Genomic DNA, 14778 nt, shown 5'->3' with positions numbered 1-14778 from the left:
TTCAAGGCCAGTTCCGAGGCGGCAAAGAAAACAAGAAAGGAGACACCAGCATTGACCACAACATGACCGCTGAGACATAAACAAGGGTGGGTCAAATCTCGATGAAAATACCGGGTCACTTCTCGGCGGAAATCAACACTGTAGCCTCTCAGAGGCACCCTATAGCCCACCGACTGACTTTACTCGAGAATGGTCTAGAGACTCTCTAGCGAGCTCTCTGGGAGTTTATTCGCTGGCAACATGAGACACTTCGCAGAGCCTGCGTGCCACCCAAAGTAACGTGATGCCAATCGTTAACATTTCTGGGCGAAAATTTGCTCGTTTAGCGAAAAACGGGCGTAGCTCAGGGGTAGAGCGGGACTGCAAAAGCTCTGCTTTGTGCACGTTGCCAACCAAGACGTTCACACTTGTAACTGTGAACGTTCAAGAAATTTATTGTCCAGAAAAGAAGAAAGAGCTACAACAAAAGTTGTAACTCTTTGTTTTCTTTAGGTACCACCTGGAGCGGGCGAGGCGATTCGAACGCCCGACCCTAACCTTGGCAAGGTTATGCTCTACCCCTGAGCTACGCCCGCATCCGGTAGTGGGGCCGAGATACCCATCCTGCGCCACGGCTGCAAGGGGGAAAAATCGCCAACAGCAAAAAAAGTCTGATAGGGCTGACGTCGCAGAACAGCGTATTACGCCTTTGCGTCACGCCGGGCGTATCCGCGACCTGAAGGTGTCTGCATCCTTGGCTGTGTTATTCAGGATACTTGCGCTGTGCTTTTGCGATACCGATCTTGCCGCCATTCTTTTTGGTCTGTGCGGTTGCCGTCCATTCGCAGACGTGGCTTCCGTTTGGGGGGCAGGGGCTTTTGTTTTTCAACGCGCCGCTTGGGATCGCCTTTAGATCGTTATACGCTACCACCCCGCCGCCGTGATTGTAGTTGGGCACGTTTCGGTCGACCATTTTGAAATGGATGTATTTGGTCCCTGCGGGAACGTCGCGCAGGGCAAAGGCGGGGTTGGAGACGTGGTTTGGTTTTCAGTTGGTACAGGATCTGAGGCCTGGCCAGTCAAAGCCTATGTCGAAGGCCAACGCGGGCATGGCTGTCAGGGCGAGGGTCGAGGCCAGTATCAAACAACGCATTTCAAATCTCCAAAAAAATATGAGTTGGAAATCCACATGTCCTCTTTGTCTTTGTCAAATCCAAGGGACCACTATTAAAAAAGGCCCCAACCGCCGTTGGAGCCTTCTTAAGTTTTTCAGATCACTGCCAGACTAGTGGCTGTGCTGTTTGTCCCAGTCTTCCTGCTTTGGCAGGATCTCGAACGTATGCTCTGGTGGCGGGCTGGGCAGTGTCCATTCCAGCGTGTCGGCATATTCGTTCCATGGGTTGTTCGCCGTGACCTTGGGCCCCCGCAACAGCGAGTAGGCGATGATCCCAAAGAAGAACAGGAACGAAGCGAACGACAGGAACGCGCCGATTGACGACCATTGGTTCCAATAGGCAAACGCCTCGGGATAGTCGATATAGCGGCGCGGCATGCCCTGACGGCCCAGGAAGTGCTGGGGGAAGAACGTCAGGTTCGCACCGATGAACATGGTCCAGAAGTGCAGTTTACCTGCCCATTCAGGGTACATTTTGCCGGTCATTTTCGGGAAATAGAAGTAGACCCCCGCAAAGATCGCAAACACCGCACCAAGGCTCATCACATAGTGGAAGTGCGCCACAACGTAGTACGTGTCGTGATAGTAGCGGTCCACGGCAGCCTGGCTAAGCACGATACCAGTCACACCGCCGACGGTGAACAGGAACAGGAACCCAAACGCCCAGAGCATTGGTGTTTTGAATTCGACCGAACCGCCCCACATGGTGGCGATCCAGCTAAAAACCTTAACGCCGGTCGGCACCGCAATGACCATTGTTGCCAGCATGAAGTAGGCCTGCTGGTTCAATGTCATGCCCACGGTGTACATGTGGTGCGCCCAGACGACGAAACCCAATGCGCCAATGGCGATCAGCGCCCAGACCATTGGCAGATAGCCAAAGATTGGTTTGCGGCTGAACGTGGCAATCACGTGGCTGATGATACCAAAGCCGGGCAGGATGATGATGTACACTTCCGGGTGGCCAAAGAACCACAGGATGTGCTGGTACAAGACCGGATCACCGCCGCCGGCGGGGTCAAAGAACGCAAAGCCAAAGTTGCGGTCCATCAGCAGCATGGTGATCGCGCCCGCCAGAACTGGCAAAGACAAAAGGATCAGCCAGCTGGTGACAAAGATCGACCATGAAAACAGCGGCACCTTAAACAATGTCATGCCGGGGGCACGCATGTTCAGGAACGTGGTGATCATGTTGATCGCACCAAGGATCGACGAAGCACCTGAAACGTGGACCGCAAAGATCGCGAAATCCATCGACATGCCAGCCTCTTTGACCGACAGCGGTGGATATAAAACCCACCCCACGCCGGACCCCAACTGACCATTGCCGCCCGGTGAAAGAACCGAACAGATCGCCAATGTGGTGCCAAATACATAAAGCCAGAACGACAGGTTGTTCAGCCTTGGGAACGCCATATCCGGCGCACCGATCTGCAGTGGCATGAAGTAGTTGCCAAATCCGCCAAAAAGCGCCGGAATAACCACAAAGAACATCATCAGGATGCCGTGACCTGTGATCAACACGTTCCACAGGTGGCCGTTTGGCGTACAAAGCGTATTGCTGTCCGCGATGAAACGCGCACCTTCCATACACATGTACTGAACGCCCGGGTTCATCAGCTCAAGGCGCATGTAGATGGTGAATGCGACCGAAATAAAGCCGACAAAGGCTGAAACGACCAGGTACAGAATACCAATGTCTTTGTGGTTCGTGGACATAAACCAGCGGGTGAAAAACCCACGTTCGTCGTGATGGTCATGGCCTTGAATGGCTGCGTCTGCCATGCGGTGCCTCCTGAATAAAGATGTGATGCACCACGCTTAATTGTGCAAACGCGTGCGGAGTCCCTCACGTTTTAGTGCGGTCATGCGCCGGGGGCAATGGGCGGGTTTGCCGCAGGGCGAGTTATTTTTTAACTCATAGCGATGTTTGCAGGGGATGAGGTCCCTTGATCGGTCAACTTTTAGCGATGTCTTTAACGCGTTTTTCATCCGCGATGTGCCTTACTGCAAATGACCTTTGAAAATGTGAGCTCAAGAATGCAGGCACAGCCGCAAGCGAATAGTGATATCACCTTACCGGCACCGCCGGTGGCGGATTTCGAAGCCCTGGCATTCCTGGAGCAGGTTGTTTCGCTGGTGCCGGGTATCATCTATGTTTTCAATCACAAAAAGATGGCCAACGAGTACTCCAACCGGTCCATCGCCACGCTTTTGGGTTATTCATCTCAAGAGATCATAGATATGGGCGATGGGATGTTGGAGCGGGTGATCCACCCCGATGATATTGACGGGTTGATCCGCTATTTCAACAGCCTCGCTATGCTGAAAGATGGCAAGACAGCGCAGTACGAGTACCGCGCCAATGCCCGCAACGGTGCAATGGTGTGGTTGGTGAATAATGACGCGGTTTTTCAACGTGCGGCAGACGGATCTGTTGTGCGTCACATCGGCTGTGCCAGCGACATTACGGAACAAAAGATCCGTTCGCTTGAACTTTCCTGCCTCAATGCGACGCTGGAAAAGCGTATTGCAGAACGAACGCGCGAGTTGGCGGATTTGAACCAAAGCCTTGAAGCAACGGTAGAAAACCGTACTGCCGAACTGATGCGCACTAACGATGAACTTGAACAGCTGACTTATATTGCGACCCACGATCTGAAAGTGCCCATTTCCAATCTGAGCCACCTCGCCGAAATGCTGGAAGAAGACGGGCCTGAACTGACCGCGGATCAGGGCGGGCTGGTTGGCATGATGAAAACCAGCTGTTTGCAGGCAAGTGACAAGCTGGACAGTCTGGTGCGGGTGGCACGCGCACGCTCGGCTGATCTGAGCCCGGTGATCGCCATTGATCTGGCAGAGTTTGCCACCAGCGCCTGTGATGTTCTCAAACACACGGTGGAACAATTGAATGCCATTGTGATGATGGATTTTGACGCGGCACCGACGATTCAATACCCGCCCTTTGAAACGTCGAGCATGCTTGAAAATCTCATTGGCAATGCCCTGAAATATGCCCATCCCGACCGCACACCGACCGTCCATTTGCGCAGTTGGGAAATTCCCGGTGCGGTCTGCGTCTCAGTGCGGGACAATGGAACGGGCCTTAACCTGCCACACGACGAGGATAAAGTGTTCGGTTTGTTCAAGCGCGCGCATGTGGATCCGCCGGGCAGTGGTATCGCGCTTTTTACCATTCGCAAAAGCATCCAGCGCTATGGCGGTGCCATCAGGATAGACAGCGTGTTGGGTGAATGGACCAAGTTCACACTCACATTCCCACGAAAGGTTGTGCCATGACAGATCAGATAAATTCGGTATTGCTGGTGGACGATGACGCCGTGACAAACATCATGCACAAGCGGATCATCGAAAGGTCAGGGCGGGCACGCAGCGTTCTGGTTGCCACGGACGGGGAGGCGGCGCTCGACATCATCGAGCAACATGTCGCAGAGGGGGCGGCGCTGCCCGAATTGATTCTGCTTGATATCAACATGCCGCGCATGGGGGGCTTTGAGTTTCTAGAACAATACGCCGCGCGCGGCATGGGGGACAGCGGCCCAATGATCATCGTCATGCTCTCGACCTCACTGCTCCAATCAGATCATGATCGTGCAGAGGCGGACCCGAATGTGCACTGCTTCAGCAACAAGTTGATCCGGTCGGAACTGTTTATGGATCTGGTGGACGAATCCCTTGCCCGCCAGTCGCCACAGCCCGTGGCAAGCCGTGCTTAACGTGAGGTGCTGAACGTCGCCTCAAAGCTGTGCTTGAGGGCCAAATCGACATCATCCATCGTCACAGGCAACCCCAGATCGATCAGCGACGTTACCCCGTGGTCGGTGATCCCGCAGGGCACGATCCCACCAAAATGGCTCAGGTCCGGTTCGACATTGATGCTGATGCCATGAAAGCTGATCCATTTGCGCAGGCGAATGCCGATGGCCGCGATCTTGTCCTCTGCGACCGATCCGTCGGCATTTCTCGGCTTTTCAGGCCGCTCCACCCACACGCCAACACGCCCGGCCCGGATTTCGCCGCGCACATTGAACTGATCGAGCGTGGCGATTACCCATTGCTCAAGCTGGCGCACAAAGCACCGCACGTCGCGCCCCCGTGCGGCAACATCAAGCATCACATAAACCACTCTCTGGCCCGGTCCGTGATAGGTGTACTGGCCGCCGCGCTTGGTTTCATAGACGGGGAATCGGTCCGGGTCGGTCAGGTCCGCAGGTTGCGCAGAGGTACCAGCGGTATAGAGGGCAGGGTGTTCGACCAGCCACATGCATTCATCTGCTTCGCCCGCTGCAATTGCCGCTGCACGCGTTTCCATCCACGCCTCGGCTTCGCGATAATCGGTCAGGCCGTCGGTGATGATCCATTCTACCATGTAAGCGGTTTAGCGCGCTCAGGTAAGGCGCGAAAGCCCTATGCCGCGTCTTTCTCTGCCAACACTTTTTGCAGCATCTGAGCATAGGTTTGCGCGCCTTGCGCCCCGGTCAGCAAATAGCGCCCGTCAAACACCATCGAGGGCACGCCGGATATGCCGCGTGAGGTCCAGAATTGCTGCCGCGTGCGGGTATCTTCCGCCTGGCTGCCCGAGGCCAGCACGTCGCCAGCCTGCGCCGCATCCAGGCCAACGGAGGCGGCAACATCGACCAGCACATCGGCCTGCGACACATCTTTGCCATCGGTGAAATGCGCATCAAACAACGCCATCTTGAGCGGGTGTTGCAACCCGTGTTGCTGTGCCCAATCCAACAATTGATGTGCGGCAAAGGTGTTCACGATCCGGCTGTCCGGCGTGAAATTAAACTTAAAGCCCAGATCGGCCCCCAGGTCGGTCAGCATTTTACGGTTCTGCGCGGATTGTTCGCGCGTCTGGCCGTATTTCTCAGAAATATGCGCGCTTAGGTTCTGACCTTCGGGGGGCATTGCCGGGTTCAATTCAAACGGATGCCAGCGGATATAGGCACCTGCACCGACCATGCCCAAGGCCTGTTCAAGCTGTTTGTAGCCCACAATGCACCAGGGGCACATGACATCCGATACAATGTCAATTTGAACAACCGGAGGTTCGGATGGGGTCGGGGTATCGGACATGATGCAGGCTCCTGTGGGAAGGCAATATCTGAAAATCGGTACGATCTGGCGGTTTTTCAATCCCCAAAGCCTGTATTTAAGGCCAACAACATTTTGGTCTGAAGCTATATTGTGCTAGCATTTGGCCAATTAAGTGATTCATTTTTTGGAGAGGGACTATGCATTTTAAGGTATTAACAGGGGCAATTTTGACTGCATCCCTAACGATGACACCCGCAGATCGCGCCGAAGCTGACGCAGGCGACTTTATCGCAGGCGCGATCATTGGCGGGGTAGTGGGTCACAGCATCAAGAACCAGCGCCGCACAACGACACGCAGCCGCACGGTAACCCGGAAAAAATCAACCGGGTCCAGCATCCCATCGACCCAGGAAGGTCGGAATATCCAGGCTTCCCTGAACTATTTTGGATTTAACGCAGGCGCTGTTGATGGCCAGTTGGGCCGTCAGACACGCAACGCGGTGTCACAATATCAGGCCTATTTGGGCTACCCTGTCACTGGCCAATTGTCTGCATTTGAAAATAATCTGCTGATTTCAAGCTACAACCGCGCACTGGCGGGCGGCTATGCAGTACAACAGCAGGTCGCGTCAACGCCGGACGGCACCCGCGGATTGCTGAAAACCTATCGCTCTGAAATGGCGGGCCATTCTCCTGCCGCTGCTGCACCGACAACAACCATTGTTGTCGCGCCGCAATCTGTACCGCAGGCAACGACACCGACGTTTGCGGCTACGGCCCCGGCGGCCGCACCTCTGGCAGGTGCCGCCACGTCAGCCGCTGCATCAACGACGGGGCTGCCAAACTTCCTGGGGGCGGGCACGCAGGCCTCACTTGCCTCGCACTGCAACACGGTTTCTTTGATCACCAACACCAACGGCGGGTTCACCACTTTGGCCAGCATGTCAGATCCGAACGTGGCGCTGAACGAGCAATTCTGCCTTGCACGCACCTACGCGATTGCCAAATCCGAAGAACTGGTGAGCCAGATTCAAGGGTTCACTCCCGATCAGATCGCCACGCAATGCGCAGGCTTTGGTCCGGCGATGAAAGACAAGGTGGCATCACTGTCGCTGAAATCCCGTGACGCTGTGGTGGCCGACGTGTCGTCCTTTGTGCTGTCCACCGGCATGTCGCCAGCACAGTTGCAAGGCACGGCCAAGATTTGTCTCGGGGTCGGATACCGCACCGATAACATGGACGTGGCCGTGGGGTCCGCATTGCTGCTTTATGCAATTGGTGAGGGGGTTTACGGCGAATTGATGGGACACCATCTTTCGCAAGGGTTTGGTCCGGCCAAGCGCGTTGATATGGCCGCCAGCTGGTACGAAGCGGGCCTTGCCGCCGCTGATTCAGGGGCCGCCGCTGTGTTTGTCCCCGGTCAGCCAGAGCGGACCGAACTGATCCGTCAGGCCTCATTACGCAGCAGCGGTGTTCCTGCCGCTGGAACTTTGCCACAGGCGCAACCCGCCTCAAGCACAGGTTTGCCGACCTTTTCGATCAGCGAATAGGCCTACATTCCAAGCCTTTAGCAAACGCCTCCGGTGCGCCATTGCTCCGGGGGTTTTTTGTTACCGATTGCCCCTTCACAACGCCCGCGACTTTAGCTAAACGGCTTCTCACCATCCATGGCGTGCGGTCGTGGCGGAATGGTAGACGCGCAGCGTTGAGGTCGCTGTGGGGTAACACCCGTGAGAGTTCGAGTCTCTCCGACCGCACCATTTTTCTTGACCTGCCGCCATCAGCTACTTGAGGCGTGTTGGGTTGGACGTTTCTCTTCTCATGCACACCGCAAGACGTGCGTACAAAAGTTCCCTGCGCTTTCACAATCCGTTGAGCAATTCCCCGCCACTTATCTGTTCAGACGGTGTCATATGACATAGATCGCCGCATTTTGTGTTCACATTCCTACGCTACAGCAAGACACTCATTGCAGCAGATCGGCGCTTCAAGGTATGATCTACGCAAAAGGCCGTCTGCTCGACAGATAAGGTCATGCCGCTATATGCGGTGTATGGTGTGAGTTGGGGGGCCTTGAGTGGTGCAATTGGCAGTAGGATGGCACAAGGTGCTTTGGACAGCCCGCGCGCTTGCTGTCGGTGTCGTGCTGCTTGCGGCTGACATGGCTGCTGCCGCCGATCTCAAAATCAAAGGCATTCCCGAAGACTCAGATCTTTATAAGACTCTCGCGGGCGGATCATTGTTGGTTGAACAAACCGCCGAGGACGCAACGCCAACCCCGCAAGAGGTCGTAGCCGCCGCACAGGCTGATTATGGGCGTCTGCTGGCGGTGCTTTATGATCAGGGATACTTTGGGCCGGTCATCAAAATCACGCTTGATGGTGTCGATGCGGCTGCAATCCCGCCGGTCAATCCGCCACGCCAGATCAGGCAGGCGATGATCGCCATTGTACCGGGACCTCTGTTTCGGTTCGGTGCCACCAGAATTGCACCGCTGGCCCCGGGCACGGAATTGCCCGATGGGTTTGCCACCGGCCAGACCGCTGGCCTAGGCGTGCTCAAAGCAACCGTCGCCAGCGGGATCAGCGGCTGGCGCGATCAGGGCCACGCCAAGGCAGCCCTTGCTGATCAGAAACTGACCGCGCGCCATAAAGATCGGGTGATTAGCGCCGATTTGCGCCTGGCACCGGGGCCAAGGCTGCGGTTTGGCCCTTTGACCGTTACGGGCAACCGTGATGTGCGCACCGAGCGGATCATTGAAATTGCGGGCTTGCCCACGGGTGCCGTGTTTTCGCCCGATGAGCTTAAGCGCGCGCAGGCACGATTGCGGCGCGCGGGGGCCTTTAATGCCGCGGCCCTGATAGAGGCGGACAAGATCGGTCCGAATGACACCTTGCCCATTACCGCACAGATCGTAGAAAGCCGACCCCGTCGGCTTGGTTTTGGTGCTGAGGTATCCACCACCGAGGGGCTGACGCTGAGCTCGTTTTGGCTGCACCGAAATTTGCTGGGTGGGGCCGAACGATTGCGCATTGAAGCCGAGATCAAAGGAATAGGAGGCAGCACCGGCGGCACCGACTATTTGCTTGGTTCGCGCTTTGAGCGGCCTGCGACGTTCAACGCGGATACTGATTTTTACGCACTGGCCAAGCTGGCGCAACTCGACGAGGTCAACTTCTTTTCCCGCCAGCTGGATCTGGAAGCAGGTATCGAGCGGATCGCCAATGAAAACCGGACCTATACCTTGGGTGTCGGTCTGCGCCGTGCCGAGACGCGGGATGCGTTTGGCACCAATAAGTACACATTGCTGACGTTGCCGCTGAGTGTTGAATTTGATTATCGCGACAAGACGTTGGATGCCACGTCAGGGTATTATGCCAAGGCGGCGCTGACCCCGTTTCTGGCGCTTTCGGGTGCCGACAACGGGTTACGCTCCTATATTGACGTGCGCGGCTACAAGACATTTGGCACAGAACGCCCCGTCACCTTTGCCTTGCGCGGGCAATTGGGGTCTGTCTACGGCCCGCAGCTTTCTCAGGCACCGGCGGATTATCTGTTTTATTCCGGTGGCGGTGGCACTGTGCGCGGGCAGCCCTATCAATCGCTTGGCGTCAACTTGGGTGGTGGTAATGTTGTGGGCGGGCGTAGTTTTCTGGGTCTCTCTGCCGAAGCGCGGCTCAAGATGACAGATAAAATTGGCATCGTCGGCTTCGTCGACGCAGGCTATATCGGGGCTGAACAATTCTATGACGGTTCGGGTCAGGTGCACTCTGGTGCCGGGCTTGGCTTGCGTTATGCAACCGGGATCGGCCCCATTCGTCTCGATGTCGGGGTGCCGACATCCGGGCCCGCTACAGTCGAGAATTTCCAGGTGTACATTGGCATTGGGCAGGCATTCTGATGCAGATCCTGCGCTATATCATCGCGCCTCTATTGGCCATGCTGATGTCCTTTTCGCTGGCCCATGCCCAAGATGACGACAAAGGGTTCCTGACCAACGCCATTCAAGACGCGCTCAGCGGGGCAGGGCGCAGTGTCAGCATTGACGGCTTTTCCGGCGCGCTCAGTTCTAGAGCGTCCTTTGACCGCATGACGATTTCGGACAAGGACGGGACGTGGTTGACGCTTGAGGATGTGCTGCTTGACTGGAACCGCTCAGCACTGTTGCGCGGCCGGCTTGAGGTGCAAAGCCTGACGGCCAAACGCCTCGATGTGCCACGCCTGCCAGTGCCGGAGGCCGATCCGCTGCCCGATGCGGAGGCAAAACCGTTCAGCCTGCCGGATTTGCCCGTTTCCATCGAAGTGGCTGACTTTTCGGTGGACGAAATAAACCTTGGTGCAGCTGTGTTGGGGGAAGAAGCGCAACTGGCAATCAAAGCGAACGCACGGTTGACCGATGACGTGGGCGATCTGGATTTTGTCGCCAAGCGTACAGACGCAAAACGCGGTGAGTTCGAAATCAAGGCCAATTTCAAGCGGTCCGACAACATATTGGAATTGCTTTTGAAACTGGCCGAAGAGGAAAAAGGCATCGCCGCCCGATTGCTCAACATCCCTGATCAACCGTCAGTGGACATGACCATCGCAGGCAAGGGGCCATTGGATGACTTCGCCAGCAACGTAAAAATTGCCACAGACGGTCAGGAACGTCTGGCAGGGACAATCACCTTGGGCGCACAAACACCGCGCCGGGCGTCCGATACCCCCGACCGGCGCATCCAGGCCGACATTGGCGGTGACATCACGGCCCTTCTTGCCCCCCGGTACCGCGAATTTTTTGGCACCAACGTGCAATTGACCCTTGATGCCCTGCGCGAAAGCAATGGTGCCGTTGAGGTCAGCGCATTCACGCTGGACGCCCAAGCCGCCAATCTTGCCGGCAAGGTGAACCTGAACGCAGAAAGCTGGCCCACGTTCATTGATATCACCGGCGCAATTGCGAACCCAGATGGCACCCCGATCTTGCTGCCTATCTCGGGCGAGGGAACCAAAGTGGCGCGGGTTGATCTGCGGGTGGCATATAACGCCGCCGAAGGCGAGGTTTTTGACGCAGGATTCAACATCACCGATCTGGACACATCCGGCATTCAGATCGAAAAGACCAAGCTTGAATTGCTGGGCACCCTGCAAGGCAATCTTGGGTCTGTGGGCCAGTTTCTGGGCGACATGACATTTGATGCGGCGGGCCTCAGCCTTGCCGACAAAGCCAGCGCCGAGGCGATTGGCGATGCAATCACCGGCAAGGCTAATATCAATTACATCGAAGGTCAGCCGATCCGCATCAGTGATCTGGATCTGTCCGGGGCTGATTATGGGCTCAAGGGCAAAGCGGTGATCAATGGTCTGGAAAGCGGATTATTGACACGTCTGGACATGGCGTTGAGCGCGGCAGACCTAAGTCGGTTTTCGGCGCTTGCGGGGCGCGAGATTGATGGCAGCACGGAACTGGCTCTAAAAGGGACCGTCTCCCCGCTTGGCGGGCAGTTTGATCTTGTGGCCGCCGGCACTGCACAAGACATCAAGACCGGCATCGCGCAGGCAGACGCAGTGTTGGCGGGGCTGACTACGCTGAGTGTCGAGGCGCAGCGCAACGAGAACGGTACGTTCATGCGTGATCTGGTGTTGGAGAATGCCGCCCTCAGCCTGACCGGCTCTGCAGAGTTGCGCACCGACGACAGCAATGTTCAGGCGGACTTCAAACTTAACGATCTGTCAATGGTGGTGCCGAAATATGACGGCCCCGTGACAGTCAGCGCAACCGCGACCCAAGACACCCGCGGCTGGTCCGTTGATGCGATAACAGATGGGCCATATGGTGCCGCACTGACCGCAAAGGGGCTGGCGACGGGGCCGAATGCGGCGCTGACTTTCACGGCAGATGTGCCAGACGTCAAACACTTTGCGGAACAGATCGACGGCCCGATAAAAGCCAAAGGCATACTGTGGCAAAGCCCAAAAGGGTGGCTCATTGAAACCAATGCAACCGGGCCATATGACGTGCGCGCCACCGTTCAGGGGCTGGTCACGCCGATGATTGATGTCAGCTTTGATGTGGCGATGCCCGACCTCAACCCACTGGTGCCACAGGTGACCGGGCCGCTGAGTGCCACAGGTATACTGCGTCAGACGGATCAGGGTTTCTTTATTGATACCAACGCCACCGGGCCATACGGTGCGCGCGCCCTGGTCGAAGGGCTGGCAACCGGCCCGGATATGTCGCTGAGCTTTGATGTGAATGTGCCGAACGTGAACCCGCTGGTACCGGGGGTATCTGGCCCGCTTGCAGCAACAGGCGTGGTGCGCCAAACGCCGGATGGCATTTTGATTGATACCAATGCGACCGGGCCATATTCCACGCGTGCCTCTGTTCAGGGGGTTGTCACCGGCCCTGAGGCGGCTGTCGATTTTGACGTCTTACTGCCCAATATCGGGGCGTTGGTTGAAAAGGTATCAGGTCCGCTTAACATCACCGGATCCGCGCGCAAACAGGGGGATGCCTGGCGGCTGGACACAAATGCAACCGGTCCTTCAGGCACCCAGGCCACGATTGCCGGGCTGGTGAATGGCAATGGCACGCTGGATCTGGATGTGGCAGGAACAGCGCCTTTGGGGCTCAGCAAGCCTTTTATCGCACCGCGAGATTTGCAGGGGCAGGCGCGGTTCGATCTTGCGATCAATGGACCCGCCCAACTGTCATCGGTGACCGGCACGATCCAGACCTCCGATGCCACTCTCAGTGCACCAAACCTGCGCATCGCGATGCGGAATATGGTTGCCGACGTGCGTCTGTCCAACAACCGCGCGCAATTGGATGTGACGGCAGATGCGATCAATGGCGGGCGTCTGGCAATCGGCGGTGGCATCACGCTGACTCCGTCCCTGCCAGCAGACATTCAAATCGGGCTGCAAAACATTGTTCTAATTGACCCCAAGCTTTACCGAACCTCCATAAACGGCAATCTGCGACTTGCCGGCCCCCTGACGGGTGGTGCCCTGATCAGCGGACAGGTCGATGTGGGGGAAACCAACGTCAATGTCCCCTCTACCGGGTTGACCAGCATCGGGGATATCCCGCCAATGACGCATGTGGGCGCGCGGCCCGGCGTGATCGCGACCCGCAATAAGGCCGGACTGGAAGGTGCTGCCGCAGGGGATGATCCGGCCAATGGGGCGACAGGGCCGGGATTTGGCCTGAACCTGCGGATCAGCGCCCCAAACCGAATATTTGTGCGTGGTCGTGGGCTGGATGCCGAATTGGGCGGTGCGCTGAACCTGACCGGCAGCACCAACCGCGTGATTTCGGCGGGGCGGTTTTCGCTGATCCGAGGGCGGCTTGATATTTTGGGCAAACGGTTTGATCTGGTCGAGGGATCGGTGCAGTTTCAGGGCGATCTGATCCCCTATTTGCGGTTCGTATCGTCCACGACCACCAGGACCGGAGAAGTGCGCGTTGTTGTCGAAGGTCCGGCAGACGCGCCGGAGGTCAAATTTGAATCCACGCCCGAAGCGCCGCAGGACGAAGTGCTGGCGCAGTTGCTGTTTGGCCGCAACATCAGCGACATATCCGCGTTCCAGGCCCTTCAATTGGCAAGCGCGGTCGCGACCCTTGCCGGGCGCGGCGGCAGCGGCATCATATCAAACCTGCGGGATGGATTTGGGTTGGATGACTTTGACGTCACCACCACGGATGACGGCGCAACAGCGGTGCGGGCGGGCAAATACCTGTCTGAAAATGTCTATACCGATGTGACAGCGGCATCGGATGGAACGGGCGAAGTGTCACTCAACCTCGACATCACACCCAACCTCAAAGGTAAGGCGACTTTGGGGTCAGACGGAAACAGCAGTCTTGGGATATTCTTTGAGAAGGATTATTGAGCGTCGGCTGCCGGGCTTTGCTTAGCCGTCTTCGCTGAAAACGCCGTAACGCCCTTGATCAAACATCAGTCCCGGACCTGCTTTTTGAAGTTCGGCGGCTTGTTTGACGTGGCCCAGGATCAGGGAATGATCGCCTGCCGTGTGCACCGCATAGGTGTCGCAATGAAAGGTCGCAAGGCACCCGCGCAACGTCGGTGCGCCACCAAAGCCTTCGAACCAGTCACAGTGATCGAACCCGTGGCCTTGGGTCGCAAAATGATCTGCAAGCGCGCGCTGATCTGCGGCCAGAACATGGATACAAAAGTGCGCTGCAGTCGCAAATGCGTCATGCCGTTTTGATGTGATCGCGGGCGACCAAAGCACCAGCGGCGGATCAAGCGACACGGATGAAAATGAATTGGCCGTTATGCCCAATGGACCGGCTGCTGTTTGGGTGGTGACAACCGTGACACCTGTCCCATACCGCCCAAAGGCGCTGCGCAATTGCTGTGCGGTGTCGCCATTTGGCTGAAAGGATTTCATGTCATTGCTCATGGTCGGCAGCGGTGCCACGGCAGCACGCAATTGTCCAGAACGGGCGGTGCCGCTGGCCGCGTCTTTCTCAAGGAACTCGACATGCTTCACGCCAGAAATCTATAGCATCAACAGGACCGTAAATCGGCGTGGTTGTGGCCAATTTGCGA

The 14778-nt window shown here is 56.8% G+C and carries 10 protein-coding genes and 2 tRNA genes; 6 read left to right on the top strand and 6 right to left on the bottom strand.

All coding sequences use genetic code 11. The features are described from left to right. Window positions 1-500: 500 nt before the first annotated feature. The 3 genes from ACEWL3_RS18910 to ctaD all read right to left on the bottom strand — a co-directional run bounded on the left by ACEWL3_RS18910 (window position 501) and on the right by ctaD (window position 2938). Window positions 501-575, bottom strand: a tRNA-Gly gene (locus tag ACEWL3_RS18910). Between the two features lie 167 nt (window positions 576-742). Continuing rightward, a complete protein-coding gene (locus ACEWL3_RS18905; RefSeq protein WP_435001406.1) occupies window positions 743-937 on the bottom strand; it encodes a hypothetical protein in 195 nt (64 codons plus the stop codon). 327 nt (window positions 938-1264) lie between these two features. Next, window positions 1265-2938, bottom strand: a complete 1674-nt coding sequence (gene ctaD, locus ACEWL3_RS18900; protein ID WP_386182856.1) for a cytochrome c oxidase subunit I — start codon at window positions 2936-2938, stop codon at window positions 1265-1267. A gap of 255 nt (window positions 2939-3193) precedes the next feature. Here ctaD and ACEWL3_RS18895 point away from each other — a divergent pair, with 255 nt between their 5' ends. Next, window positions 3194-4453, top strand: coding sequence for a PAS domain-containing sensor histidine kinase (locus tag ACEWL3_RS18895; RefSeq protein ID WP_386182854.1), 1260 nt, complete (start codon window positions 3194-3196; stop codon window positions 4451-4453). Further along, on the top strand, window positions 4450-4890 hold the full coding sequence (locus tag ACEWL3_RS18890; protein ID WP_386182852.1) for a response regulator: 441 nt from the start codon (window positions 4450-4452) through the stop codon (window positions 4888-4890). The genes ACEWL3_RS18895 and ACEWL3_RS18890 overlap by 4 nt, the downstream gene beginning before the upstream one ends. Here ACEWL3_RS18890 and lipB read toward each other — a convergent pair. Continuing rightward, on the bottom strand, window positions 4887-5543 hold the full coding sequence (gene lipB / locus ACEWL3_RS18885; RefSeq protein WP_386182850.1) for a lipoyl(octanoyl) transferase LipB: 657 nt from the start codon (window positions 5541-5543) through the stop codon (window positions 4887-4889). The two genes, ACEWL3_RS18890 and lipB, sit on opposite strands and share 4 nt — an antisense overlap. 38 nt (window positions 5544-5581) lie before the next feature. Beyond that, a complete protein-coding gene (locus ACEWL3_RS18880) occupies window positions 5582-6256 on the bottom strand; it encodes a DsbA family oxidoreductase (protein WP_386182848.1) in 675 nt (224 codons plus the stop codon). 206 nt (window positions 6257-6462) lie between these two features. On the opposite strand from ACEWL3_RS18880, the gene ACEWL3_RS18875 reads away from it, so the two are divergent. The 4 genes from ACEWL3_RS18875 (at window position 6463) to ACEWL3_RS18860 (ending at window position 14095) form a co-directional block, all read left to right on the top strand. Further along, window positions 6463-7767 (top strand): peptidoglycan-binding domain-containing protein, encoded by a 1305-nt coding sequence (locus ACEWL3_RS18875; protein WP_435001403.1) that lies wholly within the window; start codon window positions 6463-6465, stop codon window positions 7765-7767. Window positions 7768-7891: 124 nt separating this feature from the next. Next, a tRNA-Leu gene (locus tag ACEWL3_RS18870) sits at window positions 7892-7977 on the top strand. Between the two features lie 401 nt (window positions 7978-8378). Further along, window positions 8379-10118 carry an autotransporter assembly complex protein TamA gene (locus tag ACEWL3_RS18865; RefSeq protein ID WP_386182863.1) on the top strand — a complete coding sequence of 580 codons (1740 nt, stop codon included), beginning with the start codon at window positions 8379-8381 and terminating at the stop codon, window positions 10116-10118. Further along, a complete protein-coding gene (locus ACEWL3_RS18860; protein WP_386182844.1) occupies window positions 10118-14095 on the top strand; it encodes a translocation/assembly module TamB domain-containing protein in 3978 nt (1325 codons plus the stop codon). The genes ACEWL3_RS18865 and ACEWL3_RS18860 overlap by 1 nt, the downstream gene beginning before the upstream one ends. Window positions 14096-14116: 21 nt before the next feature. Here the strand turns inward: ACEWL3_RS18860 and ACEWL3_RS18855 are convergent, their stop codons facing one another. Then, window positions 14117-14719: a flavin reductase family protein gene (locus tag ACEWL3_RS18855; protein WP_386182842.1), complete on the bottom strand. Its 603-nt coding sequence runs from the start codon at window positions 14717-14719 to the stop codon at window positions 14117-14119. Window positions 14720-14778 lie beyond the last annotated feature (59 nt).

This window comes from Sulfitobacter sediminivivens, from assembly GCF_042611115.2.
GTDB classification, from domain to species: domain Bacteria; phylum Pseudomonadota; class Alphaproteobacteria; order Rhodobacterales; family Rhodobacteraceae; genus Sulfitobacter; species Sulfitobacter sediminivivens.
The sequence above is the reverse complement of the archived record's forward strand: the minus strand, read 5'-3'. Positions and strand labels throughout refer to the sequence as shown.